Here is a 17,185-nt window from a genome sequence, read left to right on the forward strand (position 1 = left end):
CCGCACGGCGCTCCGCCACTCTGAGACCTGAGGAAAACCATGTCTGAAATCAGCCGCTCGGTATTATTTGGCAAACTGGATAGCCTGTTATTCACCTCTCTGGAAAGTGCGACGGCGTTTTGCAAGCTGCGCGGTAACCCTTACGTCGAGCTGGCGCACTGGCTGCACCAGCTGATGCAGTCGCCGGACGGCGATTTGCAGCAGGTGATCCGCCACTTCGCGCTGGACGAAGCGCAGCTGGCGCGCGATATCGTCGAGGCGCTCGACCGCCTGCCGCGCGGCGCCAGCGCGATTTCCGACCTGTCGGAACACATCGACAGCGCGGTGGAGCGCGCCTGGGTATACGGCTCGCTGAAGTTCGGCGCGTCGCGCATTCGCGGCGGCCATCTGCTGATTGGCATCCTGAAAACCTACAGCCTGCGCCATCTGCTGAAAGCCATCTCGGCGCAGTTCGACCGCATCAACGCCGATCTGCTGTTGGAGCAATTCGCCGCCGTCACCGCCAACTCGGCGGAAAATAACCAGGACGCGGCGGCGGAAAGCGGCGCCGAAGGCGAGCCGGGCGCACCGCGCGCCGGCGGCAGCGTGCTGGCGCAGTTTGCACAGGATCTGACGGCCAGGGCGCGCAACGGCGAGATTGACCCGGTGGCCGGGCGTGACGAAGAAATCCGCCAGATCGTCGATATTCTGATGCGCCGCCGCCAGAACAACCCGCTGTTGACCGGTGAGGCCGGCGTTGGCAAAACCGCGGTGGTGGAAGGCCTGGCGCTGCGCATCGTGGCCGGCGACGTGCCGCCGCAGCTGCGCGACGTGCAGCTGCATCTGCTGGATATCGGCATGCTGCAGGCCGGCGCCGGGGTCAAGGGCGAGTTTGAAAAACGCCTGCAGGCGGTGATCGACGAGGTTCAGTCCAGCCCGACGCCGATCATCTTGTTCATCGACGAAATCCATACGCTGATCGGCGCCGGCGGCGCTCAGGGCACCGGCGACGCCGCCAACCTGCTGAAGCCGGCGCTGGCGCGCGGCCAGCTGCGCACCGTCGGCGCCACCACCTGGTCGGAATACAAGAAGTACATCGAAAAAGATCCGGCGCTGACCCGCCGCTTCCAGGTAGTGCAGGTGCATGAGCCGAGCGAGGACAAGGCGCTGCTGATGCTGCGCAGCACCGTCAGCCCGCTGGAACAGCACCACCGCATTCTGCTGCTGGACGAAGCGGTCGACGCCGCGGTGCGCCTGTCGCATCGCTATATTCCGGCGCGCCAGCTGCCGGACAAAGCGGTGGCGCTGCTGGACACCGCCTGCGCGCGCGTGGCGGTCAGCCAGCATGCGGAGCCTGCGCAGGTGGAAGACTGCCGCCACCGCATCGACGCCTTGCAAATCGAGCTGGAAATCGCCCGCCGCGAAACCAAGGTCGGCATCGGCAATCCGCAGCGCCCGCAGGATATCGAAGCCCAGCTGGCCACGCTGCAGCAAGAGCTGGAACAGCTCACCGCCCGCTGGCAGGAAGAGCTGACGCTGATCCGGCAGATTATCGATCTGCGCGCTCAGCTGCACCGCCAGGAAGCCGAGCCGGCCGACGACGAAACCGCATCACAGCCCGCGCCTTCCGCCGATGAGCTGCGCGGCCAGCTGGGCGAACTGCAGCGGCAATTGAGTGAACTGCAGGGCGAGGCGCCGCTGATCTTCGCCGCGGTCGACGCCAATATCGTGGCGGCGGTGGTCTCCGACTGGACCGGCATCCCGCTGGGCCGCATGGTGAAAAACGAAATTGAGGCGGTGCTGCAGCTGTCGGATACGCTGAATCAGCGGGTCATCGGCCAGCGGCATGCGCTGGATCTGATCGCCCGCCGGGTGCGCACCTCGCGCGCGCGGCTGGACGACCCGAACAAGCCGGTCGGGGTGTTCCTGCTGGCCGGGCCTTCCGGCGTGGGTAAAACCGAAACCGCGCTGGCGCTGGCGGAAACGCTGTACGGCGGCGAGCAGAACGTCATTACCATCAACATGAGCGAGTTCCAGGAATCGCATACCGTCTCGACGCTGAAAGGCGCGCCTCCCGGCTACGTCGGCTACGGCGAGGGCGGCGTATTGACCGAAGCGGTGCGCCGCCGGCCCTACAGCGTGGTGCTGCTGGACGAGATCGAAAAGGCGCATCCGGACGTGCACGAGATCTTCTTCCAGGTGTTCGACAAGGGCTGGATGGAGGATGGCGAAGGCCGCCATATCGACTTCCGCAACACCATCATTATCCTGACCTCCAACGTCGGCACCGATCTGATCGCCGGGCTGTGCAGCGATCCGGACCTGATGCCGGAGCCGGAAGCGCTGAGCGGCGCCCTGCGCGAGCCGCTGCTGTCGGTATTCCCGGCGGCGCTGCTCGGCCGCCTGCTGGTGGTGCCTTATTACCCGCTGACCGACGCGACGCTGGGCAACATCGTGCGCCTGCAGCTGGGCCGCGTGCAGCGTCGCCTGGCGGAGAACCACGACATTGTCTGCACCTTCGACGATGCGGTGATCGACCAGATCGTCAGCCGCTGCACCGAAGTGGAGTCCGGCGGCCGCATGGTCGACGCCATCCTGACCAACACGCTGCTGCCGCAGATCAGCCACACCCTGCTGACCGGCAGCGCCAACGATCAGCGCTATCGCCGGCTGCATATCGCGCTGCAGCAGAACGAATTTATTTGTCAATTTCAGGCTTAACGCCGCGGCCGCCGGTATGGCGGCCACTTGAACACAGAGAGTCATCATTATGTCGGGAACCGGGGTAAAAAAACCGAATTCAAACAGCCTGCCGAACGGCTATCGGTTCAATGAGTTCGAGATCGAGGAAGCTATCGGCGAAGGCGGTTTCGGCATCGTCTACCGCGCCTACGATCATCAGCTGGAGCGCACCATCGCCATCAAGGAGTACATGCCGACCTCGCTGGCCAAGCGCAACGACGATCTCAGCATCGGGCTGCGCGGCGAACGCTTCAGCAAAACCTTCCAGGCCGGGCTGACCAGCTTTATTCAGGAGGCCCGGCTGCTGGCGCGCTTCTCGCACCCGGGGCTGCTGCACGTGCTGCGCTTCTGGGAAGAGAACGGCACCGCCTATATGGGCACCCAGTTCTACAGCGGCACCACGCTGAAAAACCTGCATGCCCAGCAGCCGGAAAAAATCGACGAGGCCTGGATCCGCCGGCTGCTGCCGCCGCTGTTCAGCGCCATCAACACCATCCATCAGGAAGGTTACCTGCACCGCGACATCTCGCTGGATAACATTCAGATCCAGGAGAATCAGCTGCCGGTGCTGCTGGACTTCGGTTCGGCGCGCAAAGAGATCGGCAACCTGTCCGACGAAACGGAAATCATGCTGAAACCGGGCTTCGCGCCGATTGAGCAGTACACCGAAAACAGCGACGGCGAACAGGGCCCCTGGACCGACATCTACGCGCTGGGCGCCGTGCTGCATACGCTGATCGTCGGCACCCCGCCGCCGGTCAGCGTGGTGCGCAGCATCGAAGACAGCTATCGGCCGCTGAGCGAGCGCCGCCCCGCCGGATATTCGCCGGAGCTGTTGCGCACTATCGACCATGCGCTGGCGCTGAAGCCGGAAGACCGGCCGCAGACCATCGACGAAATGGCCGAGCTGCTGCACCTGCCGATCGCCGACGAGAACGAAATCATCAGCACCCCGGCCGCCGCGCCGGAAAACCTGCTGGTGGCCACCAATCCGGCGGCCGGCGCAGCGGCGGCCGGCACCGTAACCGCACGCAGCATGAAGCTCACCCGCCCGACGATGATCGGCGCGGGCGTCGCCGCGCTGCTGGTGATCGGCGCGACCGCCTGGCTGAGCGGCGGTGACGACGTCCAGACGCCGGCCAGCGCCAACACCGCCGATGCTTCGCCGGCCGATAAAACCCTGACGCCGCAGCAAAGCGCGCCGCAAACGACGGCGGCCGAGCCGGCCAAGGCCGTTGCGCCGCCGCAGCCGGTGGCGCTGGTGTATTTCAAACTGCAGCCCGGCGAGCAGGTCAGCCTCGACGGCAAGCCGCAGCAGGTGACGCCGGGCGACAACGGCTTCGCCAGCCTCAACCTGGCGCCGGGCAGCTACCGGCTGGAAATCCGCCACAACGACCAGCTGCGCCGCCAACAGCTCAACATCGACAACGCCGGCACCTGGCTGGTCAGCCCGGCCGTCGCCGGTTAATTCCGACTTCCCGGCCCGCCGCGGCGGGCCCTTACCTTATTTCATGAGACTGACGCGTAAATGCCCCACCCCATGGGCGCGGCGTCATTCACAGAGGACGTTCTCATGCTGGACCGCATTATCGCGCACACGCCGCTGGGCCAAGAACAATTGCTGTTTCACTCGCTGGATGGGACCGAGGCCCTTTCCGCTCTGTTTGACTTCGATATCGAGCTGCTGAGCAAGGATGCGCGCCTGGACCGCAAGGCGCTGCTCGGCCAGCCGCTGACGCTGGAGATCCCGACCCAGGGCTTTCTCAGCGCCCCCCGTTACCTGAACGGCAAGGTAACCGCGATCGCCGTCAGCAGCGAAGAGATCGGCGGCACCCGCTACGCGGTGTACAAGCTGCACGTGCAGCCGGACCTGTGGCCGATGACCAAGGACCGCAACTTCCGCATCTTCCAGGAACAGACGGTGCCGCAGATCGTCAAGACCCTGCTGAGCGAGCACAATGTGCAGATCGAAGATCAGCTGACCGGCGACTATCGCCTGTGGGGCTACTGCGTGCAGTACAACGAGAGCAGCTTCAACTTCATCAGCCGGCTGATGGAGCTGGAGGGCATCTATTACTATTTCAAACATGAGATGGGCAAGCACACTCTGGTGTTGGGCGACGCTCCCCACCATCATCAGCCCTACCCCGGCTACGAGATGATCCCTTATCATCTGACCCCGTCCGGCGGCAGCACCAGCGAGGAAGGCATCAGCCAGTGGACCCTTTCCGACCACGTTACCCCGGGGATTTACAGCCTCGACGACTACGACTTCCGCAAGCCTAACGCCTGGCTGTTCCAGGCGCGCCAGAACCCGGTTTCGCCGACGCCGGGCCAGATAGACGTTTACGACTGGCCGGGCCGTTACACCGAGCATCAGCAGGGTGAATTCTACGCCCGCATCCGCCAGGAGGCCTGGCAGGCCGAGCATCAGCAGATTAAAGGCACCGCCACCGCGCTGGGCATCGCCCCCGGCAGCACCTTCACGCTGTATAACGCGCCGCATGCCGACGACAATCGCGAATACCTGACGCTGCAGGCCAGATACCGGCTGAAGGAGAACCGCTACGCCAGCGGCGACGGCCAGGGCAGCGAACACCGCATCGACTTCACCGTGCTGCCGGCGGATATTCCCTGGCACCCGGCGCAGCAAGCCCCGTGGCCGAAGACCCACGGCCCGCAAACCGCCCGGGTGGTCGGCCCGGCCGGCGAATCGATCTGGACCGACAAATACGGCCGCATCAAGGTGAAATTCCACTGGGACCGTTTCGGGCCGAAGGACGACGGCAGCTCTTGCTGGGTGCGCGTCTCCAGCGCCTGGGCCGGCCAGGGCTACGGCGGGGTGCAGATCCCGCGCGTCAACGACGAAGTGGTGGTGGACTTTATCAACGGCGATCCGGACCGCCCCATCATCACCGGCCGGGTGTATAACGACGCCAGCATGCCGCCGTGGGCGCTGCCGGCCGCCGCCACCCAGATGGGCTTTATGAGCCGCACCAAGGACGGCACCGCGGACAACGCCAACGCCCTGCGCTTCGAGGACAAAGCCGGCGCCGAGCAGGTGTGGATCCAGGCGGAACGCAATATGGACACCCAGGTGAAGAACGATGAGAGCCACACCATCGATAAGAACCATACGCACCTGGTGGGCGGCAATCAGATGAAGCGGGTAGTGCTCAACCAGGCCACCGGCGTGAAAGGCGACGCCTCGGCGCTGACCGGCAAAACGCGCGCCGACAACGTGGTGGACGCCTTCACCCTCGGCTCCGGCGAATCGCTGCGGCTGGAGTGCGGCGAAAGCGTAATTGAGTTATTGGCCAACGGCCAAATCAACATCACCGGCACCAGCTTTAACATCACGGTGAAAGAAGACGGGGAAATCAATACCGGCGGTCAGCTGGATCTCAACCAGCCGGGCGGCGCCGCACGCACCGCGGCACCGGGATCGGGACACAAAGCGGCCATCCAGGGCGCCGTCGATCAGATGTTCCCCAAATCCTGACTATTGACGCGGCGGACCGCCGCGTATTTTCGGCGCCCCATTTCCCCAGAGAACATCGATGAATTATCTTTTCCAGGAAGGTCATTTCGCTCTGCCCGCCGGCCCTTGGCAGGACTGCACCGTCAACATCCTTAAAAATCCGCAGACCGGCGCTTCGCTGGTGATCACCCGTGGGGTGATACCGCAGGACGGCTCGTTGGAAGAGGAATTCGACAAACAATGGCAGGCGCTGCTGCCGCAAATCAGCGAGTTGCGGCAGTCAGCGCGCCAGCGCATCCGCGCCGGGCGGGACAACCGCATCAAGGCGATCGAGGTCAGCAGCGATTTTATTCGCGCCGGGCACCATCATCACCAGCACCAGCTGGCGGCGCAGCCGGATGACAGCCAGACGTTGTTGATCGTCACCTACGCCTCAATGAAGCCCTTCACCCCTGAGGACGACAACCAATGGCGGCAGGTGAAAGCTTCGCTGGCGTTGGCCGGACAGGATGACCGATAACCATGAGCGAGATCTGGGCAGCACGAAAGGATGATGAACTGATCCATACCAGCCCGTTGGCGGATATCGCCAGCGCGGTAGCCGAAGTGGCGGTATATGCGGTGGCGACCGCGGCGGTCTCGGCCGCCGCAGCGGCCGCAGCCCCGGCGTTGGCGGGCGTGGCGGTGCTTGGCGCGGCGGCAACGGCGGCTTCCGGCTGCGTGGGCGCCGGCCTGATCGTCGGCTTCGCTTCCAGCCTGACCGGCGTCGGCGAACATATCGGCAACGGCTGCGACGCCGTGGCCAACTGGCTATTCCCCCCCGCCGTTTCCGGCATGATCCTCACCGGTTCCCCCAATGTTTTCACCAACGCCAAACCGGCGGCGCGCGCCGCCGGCCGGCTGCTCACCGCCGATGAAATAAAGGCCCTGCCCGCGCCGCAGCCGCCGCAAAGCTTTTGGGACTACGGTGCCGAACTGCTGGCCGCCGGCGGCAACATCATCTCGCAGCTGTGGCAACCGAGCGTCGCCGGCCCCAGCCAGCCCAGCCAATCGCTGGAAGAAGATAAAATCACCTGTGACAAACACCCTCTGCCGCAATACCTGGCGGAAGGATCCGGCAAGGTATTTATTAACGGCCAGCCCGCGGTGCGCAGCAACGACCGCTCCACCTGCGAAGCCAAGGTGTCGACCGACGTCTCGAACAACGTGCGGATCGGCGGTGACGCTGTAGCGGTGCGCGAAATCAAGAGCGGCAAGCTGCCGGGCATCGGACTGGCGCTGACCGTGCTGCCGCTGTTGCTCGGCAACCCGGCCAAGCTGGCCAAGAACCTGCCCTGCATGATCGGCGGCGGCCTGGCGGCGGCGGGCGTCAATGCGCTTGGCGAAGCGATCCACGCCGCCTTTAATCCGGTGCATGCCGCCACCGGCGCCAAGGTGCTGAACGGCGAAGAAGATTTGGACCTGCTGCTGCCGGCGCGTTTCCCGCTGGCCTGGCAGCGCAATTACAACAGCCGCAACCGCTATCAGGGGCTGTTTGGCCACGGCTGGCGCACGCCATTTGAAGTATGGGTCGATTTGGCCGACGACGGCAACGGCGGCGTCGAGTGCTGCCTGCATGACGAAACAGGCCGTGAGCTGCGCTTCCCGCTGCCCGAGGTGAACAAGCCGAGCTTCAGCGCCGGCGAGGGGCTGATGTTCCGCAGCGGTGAAGAGGGCCAGCTGATCGTCGCCGATACCGACGGCAGCGTATGGCGGCTGTTCGTACCGCTGCCCCAGGCGCCTTCCCGGCTGCGGTTGGTGTCGCTGAGCGACGAATACGACAATGCGCTGCTGTTGAGCTACGACGAGCAGCAGCGCCTGAGCCGCATCGACGACAGCATCGGCGCCATGACGCTGCAATTGGAATATGCCGACCCGCGCTTTGCCGAGCGCGTCACCGCACTGCGGCATAACGATGAACCGCGAGTGCGTTACCGTTACGACGACGGCGGCGACCTGCATCAGGTGATCGACGCCGGTGGCCTGGCGACGCGCGAGTTCCATTATAACGACCGACACTTGCTGACCCGCCATCAGCAGGCCGGCGGCCCCTGCTTCGAATATCGCTGGGCGATGTTCGACGACTGGCGAGTGGTGGAACACCGCGATGCGGCCGGCGGCGGCTGCGTCATCGATTACGATCTGGCCGCCGGGCTGACCACGGTGACCGAATACGACGGCCTGCAGCACCGCCACCGCTGGAACGCTCAGCAGTTGATCGTCGAGTACACCGACGAGCGCGGCGAAGTCTGGCATTACCAGTGGAATGACGAAGACATGCTGATCGCCACCCGCGATCCGCTCGGCCACGGCTGGCAATTCCGCTACGACGAAGCCGGCAACCTGGTTGAGGAAGAAGATCCGATCGGCAATATTCGCCTGACCGACTGGCTGCCGCAGCGCGCGCTGCCGGTCAGCCTCAAGGAGCCGAATGGCGCCACGCAGCATTTCTACTACGATGAACGCCACGCGCTGGTTTCGGAGATAGACGCCCTCGGGCATACCCAACGTTACCTGCGCGACGACTGCGGCCAGGTGGTGCAGGCGGTCGACGCCAACGGTGGCGTCAGCCATTTCGCCTATGATGAACATGGCCGGTTGATCCGCGCCCGCGACTGCTCCGGCAAGCAAACCGCCTACAAATACACTGCGCAAGGCTGGCTAAGCGAAGTGACCGACGCCTCCGGCGAAAGCGCCCGCTACCATTACGACGCAGCGGGTCGCCTGACCCGGCTGCAGCGCGCCGAAGGCTGGCAGGAAACCCTGAGCTGGAACGCACAGGGCCAGCTGGCGCATTATCAGGGCGCCGATGGCCGCCTGACCCACTACCGCTACGACCCCCAGGGCCGCCTGCTGGCCACCCGCAACCCGCTCGATGGCGAGGTGTTGCGCAGCTACGATGCGCGCGGTCGCTTGACCGCCCTGCGCAATGAGAACGCCGAAAGTTACGCTTTCCACTGGATGGCGGGCAACCTGCTACAGGAAGAGGTCGGGCTGGACGGCATCAGCACCCGTTACCGCTACGACGAGTGCCGCCGGGTGATTGAACGCAGCTTCGCCGCCAATACCCCCGCCGCTTTTTCGCACTACTTCAGCCACGACGCCGCCGGACAACTGCTGAGCAAACAAACGCCGGACGGGGAAACCCGCTATCGCTACAACCCGGTTGGCCAACTGCTGCACGCCGCCTTCCATCGCGGCGGCGTATGGCGCGATTATCAGTCGGAGGCGGAAAGCGAGGTCAGCTTCCGCTATGACGCGCTGGGCCGCGTGCTCGGCGAACAAGGCGCCAATGGCGCGCTGCACTATGATTACGACCCGATGGGCAACCGCACGCAGATAACCCTGCCCGATGGCCGCACGCTGCGCGCGTTGTACTACGGCAGCGGCCACCTGCTGCAGCTGGCGCTGAATGACGTCACCATCAGCGAGTTCGAACGCGACAACCTGCACCGCGAGCTGAGCCGCACCCAGGGGCGGCTGACCAGCCGGGTGCATTACGATCGGCTCGGCCGCCAGGATCGTCGAGAAATCTTCAATGACAACCGCAGGTCGCCGGCGCCCGCCAGCAGTTCACGCCAGTGGTTCTACGACTATCAGAACAACCTGACGCGCGAGGAACAAAACGCCAACCCGTTCGCCTATCAGCGTTACCAGTATGACGCAGCGGGCCGGCTGCTAAGCCAGGACGGTACGCTGCCGGACACCGAACGCTACCGTTACGATCCGGCCTCCAACCTGCTGGACGAAGGGCAATTCCGCCAGCGGCACAACCGGGTGATGCACTACCAGGGCATCGACTATCGCTACGATACCTTCGGCCGCACGGTGGAAAAGCGCAAGGGCCACTACCGCTGGCAGTACCGTTACGACGCCGAACATCGCCTTAGCGAGGTAGTGCGCTACAGCCTGCACCGCAGCGAGCCACAGCAGCACGTTCGGTTCCGTTATGATCCGCTCGGGCGGCGTACGCAAAAGCAGGTGTGGCTGCAAAGCCCGGACCTGCGCCAGCCGGCCGGCAAGCGCCAGACCACCACCTTCCTGTGGGAAGGCTTCCGGCTGCTGCAGGAGATCCGCAACGGCATGCCGCTCACTTACGTGTATGCCGATCAGGGCAGCTACGAGCCGCTGGCGCGTATCGACGGCCTGCACCAGGCGCAGGTGTTTTACTTCCATACCGCCCCGAACGGCGAGCCGGAAAGCCTGACCGACAGCGCCGGCACCCTGCGCTGGCAAGGCCACAGCAGCGCCTGGGGCCGCACAAAGTATGAGGAAAATCAGCAAGATCTGGATTACTCCCAAAACCTGCGCCTGCAGGGCCAATACCTGGATCGCGAAACGGGATTGCACTACAATCTGTTCCGCTATTACGATCCGGACATCGGCAGGTTTACCCAGCACGACCCGATCGGGCTGGCGGGCGGGATTAACCTGTATCAGTATGCGCCGAACCCGCTGGGCTGGGTGGATCCGCTGGGGTTGGCTGGATGCCCTCATGCTAAGTTAGCGAATAAAATTCGAGAACGTGCAATTGATGGGAAAATCCCTAAGATAGCGCCGGGTAAAATATCACCCAAGGGATATCACGGTAGGCTTTCAGAGCAAAGAATGCAGGAAATAATTAAAAGCCCTGATGGGGTTTACGTTTCCACTGGAGGTAATAATAATATTATTTTCGCAAAAGATGGAGATATTGTCATTCTAGCCGGAAGTAAGTCAGGGGCATATAAAGGGCAAGCGATTACATCTTACGGTCCTTCAGGTCCAAGAGGTGCTAGCGGTGCGGCTATTCATGGTGGGCTAGATAGCGATCCTGGCTTACCAATAACAGATAGCATGATTCTAAATGGACAAATCTCGAAACCAGGCGGTGGATTCCTACCACCTGCAACGGCTATAGTATTCTGAGGTTAACAGATGAAATCAATTATTTGGGATGTTGCACATTTTAATATTTCGATGAAAAATAAGTATAACGACATATATAATTTAGAAAATGATATAAGCAAGTTATTGGGAAGCAGCAATTTTAGCGAGATGGATTCATTAGATTGGTTCTTGATCGACAAGAAAACCAAGGAACTATCTTTTATATTGTTGAGTGTACCCTCTTTTTTTAATGTTTTACATGAGGGAGATTTAATTAACGCTAATTCATTGCATGATATAAAACTTGCAGATTGCATTGATAAGTTTTTATCTAACGTGACCATTCAAGATACAGCTTTCTTTTCAGCAGATAGTAACAGTTTGATCGTCACATCTGACATGTCTCGGGCCGCTTATAAAACACTTATTTCAGATGGCCTTTACTTTTTATTGAGTGATGATTTTTCATACCAAGGATTTATATTAATCAATGCAACAACCCACATCCCAGGCAGCATTGAGTCATTAGATCAAAAAATATCAAACTCATTCTTTTCAAGAATGTTTGACTTATGCAACCAGGAATTTTATGACGCGATGGATGTGAAAGACGAACACTGCCTATCCATTATCAATAAATTAGAAAATGATTGTTTAACTCACCAAAAAATAGATGACAGACTATTACACATAATAGAATTTATAAAAAATATTAAATATACATTTTATGATATAGACATTGAATAATGTGTAGAGCAGAAGAAAAGATAAAAAAGCCATTCATGAACTCAAGGAAGTTCTTGCCACACATAATTCGACGGTTTTAGCGGTGAGTTCACCCGAGCAAATATCTAGGTTCATAAAAGTATTCGAGATCACTCTCCAGAAAATAGCTTCAGATACAGTTCCTTCTAAAAATGAAAGAGCCTTAGGGATAGCCAATATAGTCGCGGATCAATGGCCTTTTGATCTTGAGCTTGGCAGCTTAGTTATAGAAGCGGAACATGCCTATAAAGAAATATAATAAACAACTCGACATTCTAGATTGAGAGGTGACTTTGCATAGTGAAAATCGAGCGATTGATAAATTGATGAACATATGAACGAGAAATATATTAACATCAAGACTAAAAGACAGATTTTTGATGGGAATGAAGATAAATTCCGTATTTTCAAAGAGGAAATACTCATTCCAAATACTGATGAAAAAGTTATTTATAAAAACGCACTTGCAATACCCATATGGAAATTAGATGAGAACATTAGAAAAAAAATCGCGAAAGAAATAGCCGGGATAGATATCATTGAGTACAAATTCGATCCAATACCATCATATAAACATGACAATTTAGATATATACACACAAGAAACGACCACGGAAAAAGGCAATAAAAAAGTCACAATAGTCACTGCTGCTGGTGAGACTCAACCAGCAAGATACAAAGTAAAATTACTTGGATTGATCTTAAATTAAAATAAGCCCCTGATAGTGACAAAGCAATACAATTAAATAACAGAAGTCCCTCTACAGAAACTTTATGTTATTGAGTGGATCATTAAATATATCAAAAATCCGGACTTAACTCATATAAGGATTAGAAATCCAGCAAACTACCCAAGCGTCAGAAACCGACCTCATGAAGATGGGAGATAAATGAGTTAACAATATCATATGGGATTTTATCAATAAATCGTCATCCATCAGGCTTGTGGTATCCCTGGAGTTAAAGTTATAGGTAAGTGGCCGCTATTATGATTAATGAAGGTGAAAACACTTAAAATCAATCATCGAATTATTACCGAACAACAATGAGATTAGTCTAGCCAAATGCCTGTAAAATGTTTACTCAGAAGCTGATACAGATCCAGATCGATTTATAGACAATGTTAAAGGATTATTTGGCGGTATGGAAACACTGAATGACGTTGTATTTGGCAAGAATGACTTCCCTCTAAGAGAAGAGAGTAAAAAACTTGACGGGCCTAGGAGAAAACTCTATGAGTCCTGTTCAAAATATAAATACAGAAATTAACCCGACAATAAAAAACAAAAACAGTTAAAGCTTGATATAAATAATCAGATAAAACCATAATCAACCCTGGTATATAGCGGATTATAGAAAATGCTCAGTAGAGATAGGGTAACCCCACGCGCCTACAAACAGGTAGATGTATTTGCCACCTCGCCATTGCAGGGGAATCCCCTGGCGGTGATCCTGGCGGCGGAAGGGTTAAATGAAATGCAGATGCTTTCATTAGCGCGCTGGACCAACCTTTCGGAAACGACCTTTGTTTTCAAAGCGACTCATCCGGATGCAGATTATCGGGTACGCATTTTTACCCCCGAGAAAGAGTTGCCCTTTGCCGGGCATCCGACATTGGGTACGGCCCATGCATTATTGGAGGCTGGGTTGGTGACCAAACGGCCGGGGGTTGTGATGCAAGAATGTGGGGTTGGTCTGGTTGCGGTCAATATCTTACCTGAAGGAACCCTGGCGTTTGCCGCACCGGCGGTGACGTTTCGCGCGATGGCCGTTGAGGAAAAGGAATTGCTAACGGCCGCTTTCCAACCTGCGGTTATTGCAACAGATTCGATGCCGGTGATTGCCGACATGGGCATCCGCTGGCTTATGGTACGTATGCCCGACGCTCAATCCTGCCTGAGAGTGACACCGGTTCAAGCCGTGATTAAACAGCTGCAAATTGCTTGTCACGTTGATGGCGTAGTGATTTATGGTCCCTATTCAGCGGGTGATCCTGCAGATTACGAAATGCGCGCGTTTCTGGTTGAGTGGGATAACCTGGTTGAAGATCCCGTGACGGGCAGCGCCAATGCGTGCCTGGCCCGTTGGTTGAAGGCCAATAACTTCCCCGACGGTGGCCTGACGGCACAGGGGTATCAGGTCCGGCAAGGTACTCAACTACATCGAGAAGGCCGGATCAACGTTCGTTTTATTCAGGGTGAGCCATGGATTGGCGGAAAGAGTTGCACGCTGATTGATGGCTGGTTGAACATTTAGATGTGTACTTTCAACGCGTTGAGTCCGCAGATAAATCCCGCGTCATTGTCCTGGTGGTCGCCGCAGGTGAAAGCCAACCCGTCAGATATCATATAAAACTCCTTGGGCTATTCGACGAGTCGGATTAGCCGGGAGAAATGAACGTCATCGATCCATCAACGTCATCGGTCCATCAACAAGGCTCCAACGGAGCCCCTGGCGACGCGTTCCCGCCTCGCGATCCCCCGCCTCACCACTTCTGCACCGTCTGGTAGATATCCAGGTCATAATAACCGTCGGCCTCGCAGTCGTTGAGATAGTGCTCGTAGCTCACGCCTTCTACCGGCTGGTAGCCGCTGGCCGGCAGCGCTTTCTGGTAGAAATCCCCCCATACCCGTTCGAAGTCCCCATCGCTGACGCGCACGTTGTAGACCGCGTATTGCCCGGCGGGCAAACTCTGCACGCTGAAGCCTTCGCTGCCCGCCGGCAGGATGAAATCGTCCGCCACGGTAAACGCCACGTCGGCGCGCAGCCGCTCTGGCGCCACCTCGGCCGGATCGTCCCAATACAGCACCAGCCGGTTGCCGAGCGGCACCCCCTGCCGCCGCTGCCAGGCCATCAGCCGTTGGCAGCCCTGCGGGATGGTCTGCGGATAAGGCCCCACCACCCGCACCCCCACCACTTTCTCCGCCGCCTTATCGATAATCCTGATGCTCATCGCCCTTCCCCTCACTGTTTAAGGTTCCGCGCCCGGCCGGCCGCTAAGCGCCGATTTCGGTACGCACGTCCAGCAACTCAGGGAAAAAGGTCAGTTCCAACGCCTTTTTCAGGAAGCTGACGCCGCTGGAGCCGCCGGTGCCCGTTTTAAAGCCGATAATCCGCTCAACCGTCTTCATATGGCGGAAACGCCACAGGTGAAAACTCTCTTCAATATCCACCAGCTTCTCCGCCATTTCATAAGCTTCCCAATACCTCTGCGGGTTGTCGTAAATCGCCTTGAACGCCGGCAGCAGGTTCGGGTTGCGCTGATAAGGCTGTGTCCAGTCGCGCTCGATGCACTCCTGCGGGATCGGCAGGCCGTGGCGCGCCAGGTACAACAAATATTCATCGTACAGGCTGGGCGCTTCCAGGATCGCCTTCAGCGCCGCGTGTTTTTCCGCATCGTTGCTGAACACCGCCAGCATGGCGGCATTCTTGTTGCCCAGCAGAAATTCGATGGAACGGTACTGATGCGACTGGAACCCCGAAGAGTTGCCGAGCACGTCGCGGAATTCAACATACTCCGACGGCGTCAGCGTTTCCAGCACCGCCCATTGTTCAAACAGCAGCCGCTGGATCTGTTTGACCCTGGCGAGGATCTTGAAGCAGTGGCTGAGCTTGTCCTGCTGCACCAGCAGCCGCGCCGCCTGCAGCTCGTGCAGCATCAGCTTCATCCACAGTTCGGAGGTTTGGTGCTGCACCACAAACAGCATCTCATCGTGATGCTGCGGGTTGGAGAGAGGATGTTGACAGTCCAGCAGTTGGTCCAGGCACAGGTAGTCGCCGTAGCTCATGCGTTTGGAAAAATCGGTGACAATCGCGCTTTCTAATTCCCGTTTGTTCATCTGTTATCTCCGCGGTGCCCAGCGCCGGAACGGCCTGGCGCGTGCTGCAAAGAGAAAACAATAGTACAGAACCCGCCCCCCCGAAGGACTATAAACGAGAGTTGCCTCGCAGATCTCGGTCATACCCACCGCCCCGCTGTTTAGTAAACATATCCGCCGGCGCATGACTATTTTCACAAAAGCGATATCCGGCCGCGGCTCGCCGCCCGTTGCAGCTTGCCTGCGCCCTGGTTCCCTTATAGATTGCTGAATATCGGCAGCCGGCAAGAAGCAAGGATATCGACAAGATGGCCAATATTCGCGATGTCGCCCGGCTGGCCGGCGTATCCATCAGCAGCGTCTCAAACGTTCTGAATAACCGCACCGGCCAAATGGGCGAAGAAACCCGGATGCGGATCGAGCGGGCGATGGACGCGCTGGATTATCGGCCGCTCAGGCCCCCGGCGCCGCGCGATAACGATCGGGCGAAAATCATTGGCCTGCTGGTACCGTCGATCGTCAACCCCAGCTTTTCGGCGCTGGCTCATGCCGTCGATTTGTCCGCCCGGGCCTATCGTTATCGGGTGCTGCTCGGCAACTCTTACCGGCGAGAAGACGAAGAGTCGGCGTTTATCGAAGATATGTTCGCGCACGGCGTGCGCGGCATTATCGTGGCGGCGAGCGATATTCGCAAAACCCACTTTGTGCGGGCCGCCGAGCGGGGAATGAGGGTCGTCAGCTACGATAACCGCTTCTCGGACAGCATGGCCGAAGAGACCCGGATATTCGACAGCGTATCGATGGACAACGCGGAAGCGGGCCGCCTGGCCGCGCAGCATCTGATTGAACGCGGCTGCCAAAACGTCGTTTTTGCGACCGAAGCGACCCTGACCATGAGCCGCAACCACAAGATAGAGGGGTTTTTGGCGGCGCTGCGCCATCACCGCTTGCCGGTGCGCCGGCGGGTTATCGAAGGCACAGCCCGCAGCGAATATGGCGACAGCGAAATGTTCGAACTGGGGTTGACCCTGGCGGCGAAAATACTCGCCCTGCAGCCGCGACCGGACGGCATCGTGGCGATTAACGACGCGCTGGGCATCGGGTTGATGGCGGGGTTGCGCGCCGCCGGCGTGCGGGTGCCCGCAGAGGTTTCCCTCGTCGGCATCGACAATATTTCATTGTCCAGCCTGGCCGACCCCGGCCTGACCTCGGTAATGCCGCCGCTGGCGGAAATGGCGCAGCTGATGGTCGAGCGCCTGATCAGCCGCATCAATAACCATGCGCTGCCGCCAGGCGAATTTCTCTTTCCGCCGTCCTTTATCAGCCGGCAGTCGGTCAGAAGCGAAACAAGCTAGCGCCAATTAAACGGCGCGATATAAAACGAATGCGTTTCGACGATGAGCGGGCTTTCATTGTCCGGAGCGGTATTAGCCAAAACCAGAGGAAATAAATATGCACGCCAATGTTTTTTTTGCACGGCGGTAATTAATACA

The 17,185-nt window shown here is 58.8% G+C and carries 11 protein-coding genes; 9 read left to right on the forward strand and 2 right to left on the reverse strand.

Annotation, left to right across the window (positions count from 1 at the left end; translation table 11 throughout):
• Nucleotides 1-39 precede the first annotated feature (39 nt).
• The 8 genes from tssH to CKW09_RS15245 all read left to right on the forward strand — a co-directional run bounded on the left by tssH (nt 40) and on the right by CKW09_RS15245 (nt 14,130).
• Nucleotides 40-2,700, forward strand: coding sequence for a type VI secretion system ATPase TssH (gene tssH, locus CKW09_RS15205; RefSeq protein ID WP_095098088.1), 2,661 nt, complete (start codon nt 40-42; stop codon nt 2,698-2,700).
• Nucleotides 2,701-2,749: 49 nt separating this feature from the next.
• Nucleotides 2,750-4,189, forward strand: a complete 1,440-nt coding sequence (locus tag CKW09_RS15210; protein ID WP_095098091.1) for a serine/threonine protein kinase — start codon at nt 2,750-2,752, stop codon at nt 4,187-4,189.
• A 105-nt stretch (nt 4,190-4,294) separates the two neighbouring features.
• On the forward strand, nt 4,295-6,223 hold the full coding sequence (locus tag CKW09_RS15215; protein WP_061794743.1) for a type VI secretion system Vgr family protein: 1,929 nt from the start codon (nt 4,295-4,297) through the stop codon (nt 6,221-6,223).
• A 58-nt stretch (nt 6,224-6,281) separates the two neighbouring features.
• Entirely contained in the window at nt 6,282-6,722 is a 441-nt protein-coding gene (locus CKW09_RS15220) for a DcrB-related protein (protein ID WP_061794744.1), read from the forward strand.
• Nucleotides 6,723-6,724: 2 nt separating this feature from the next.
• Nucleotides 6,725-11,149 carry an RHS repeat-associated core domain-containing protein gene (locus CKW09_RS15225; RefSeq protein WP_231922062.1) on the forward strand — a complete coding sequence of 1,475 codons (4,425 nt, stop codon included), beginning with the start codon at nt 6,725-6,727 and terminating at the stop codon, nt 11,147-11,149.
• A gap of 9 nt (nt 11,150-11,158) precedes the next feature.
• Nucleotides 11,159-11,857: a hypothetical protein gene (locus tag CKW09_RS15230; RefSeq protein ID WP_095098094.1), complete on the forward strand. Its 699-nt coding sequence runs from the start codon at nt 11,159-11,161 to the stop codon at nt 11,855-11,857.
• Nucleotides 11,858-12,209: 352 nt separating this feature from the next.
• On the forward strand, nt 12,210-12,584 hold the full coding sequence (locus CKW09_RS15240) for a hypothetical protein (protein WP_095098100.1): 375 nt from the start codon (nt 12,210-12,212) through the stop codon (nt 12,582-12,584).
• A gap of 649 nt (nt 12,585-13,233) precedes the next feature.
• Nucleotides 13,234-14,130: a PhzF family phenazine biosynthesis protein gene (locus CKW09_RS15245; RefSeq protein ID WP_095098103.1), complete on the forward strand. Its 897-nt coding sequence runs from the start codon at nt 13,234-13,236 to the stop codon at nt 14,128-14,130.
• A gap of 229 nt (nt 14,131-14,359) precedes the next feature.
• Here CKW09_RS15245 and sbmC read toward each other — a convergent pair whose 3' ends face one another.
• Nucleotides 14,360-14,827, reverse strand: a complete 468-nt coding sequence (gene sbmC, locus CKW09_RS15250; RefSeq protein ID WP_061794747.1) for a DNA gyrase inhibitor SbmC — start codon at nt 14,825-14,827, stop codon at nt 14,360-14,362.
• A 43-nt stretch (nt 14,828-14,870) separates the two neighbouring features.
• On the reverse strand, nt 14,871-15,713 hold the full coding sequence (kynA, locus tag CKW09_RS15255; RefSeq protein ID WP_095098106.1) for a tryptophan 2,3-dioxygenase: 843 nt from the start codon (nt 15,711-15,713) through the stop codon (nt 14,871-14,873).
• Nucleotides 15,714-16,000: 287 nt separating this feature from the next.
• Here kynA and CKW09_RS15260 point away from each other — a divergent pair, with 287 nt between their 5' ends.
• Complete coding sequence (locus CKW09_RS15260; RefSeq protein ID WP_095098109.1) at nt 16,001-17,047, forward strand: LacI family DNA-binding transcriptional regulator; 1,047 nt, start codon at nt 16,001-16,003, stop codon at nt 17,045-17,047.
• Nucleotides 17,048-17,185: the final 138 nt, after the last annotated feature.

The organism is Serratia ficaria (assembly GCF_900187015.1).
Taxonomy (GTDB): Bacteria; Pseudomonadota; Gammaproteobacteria; order Enterobacterales; family Enterobacteriaceae; genus Serratia; species Serratia ficaria.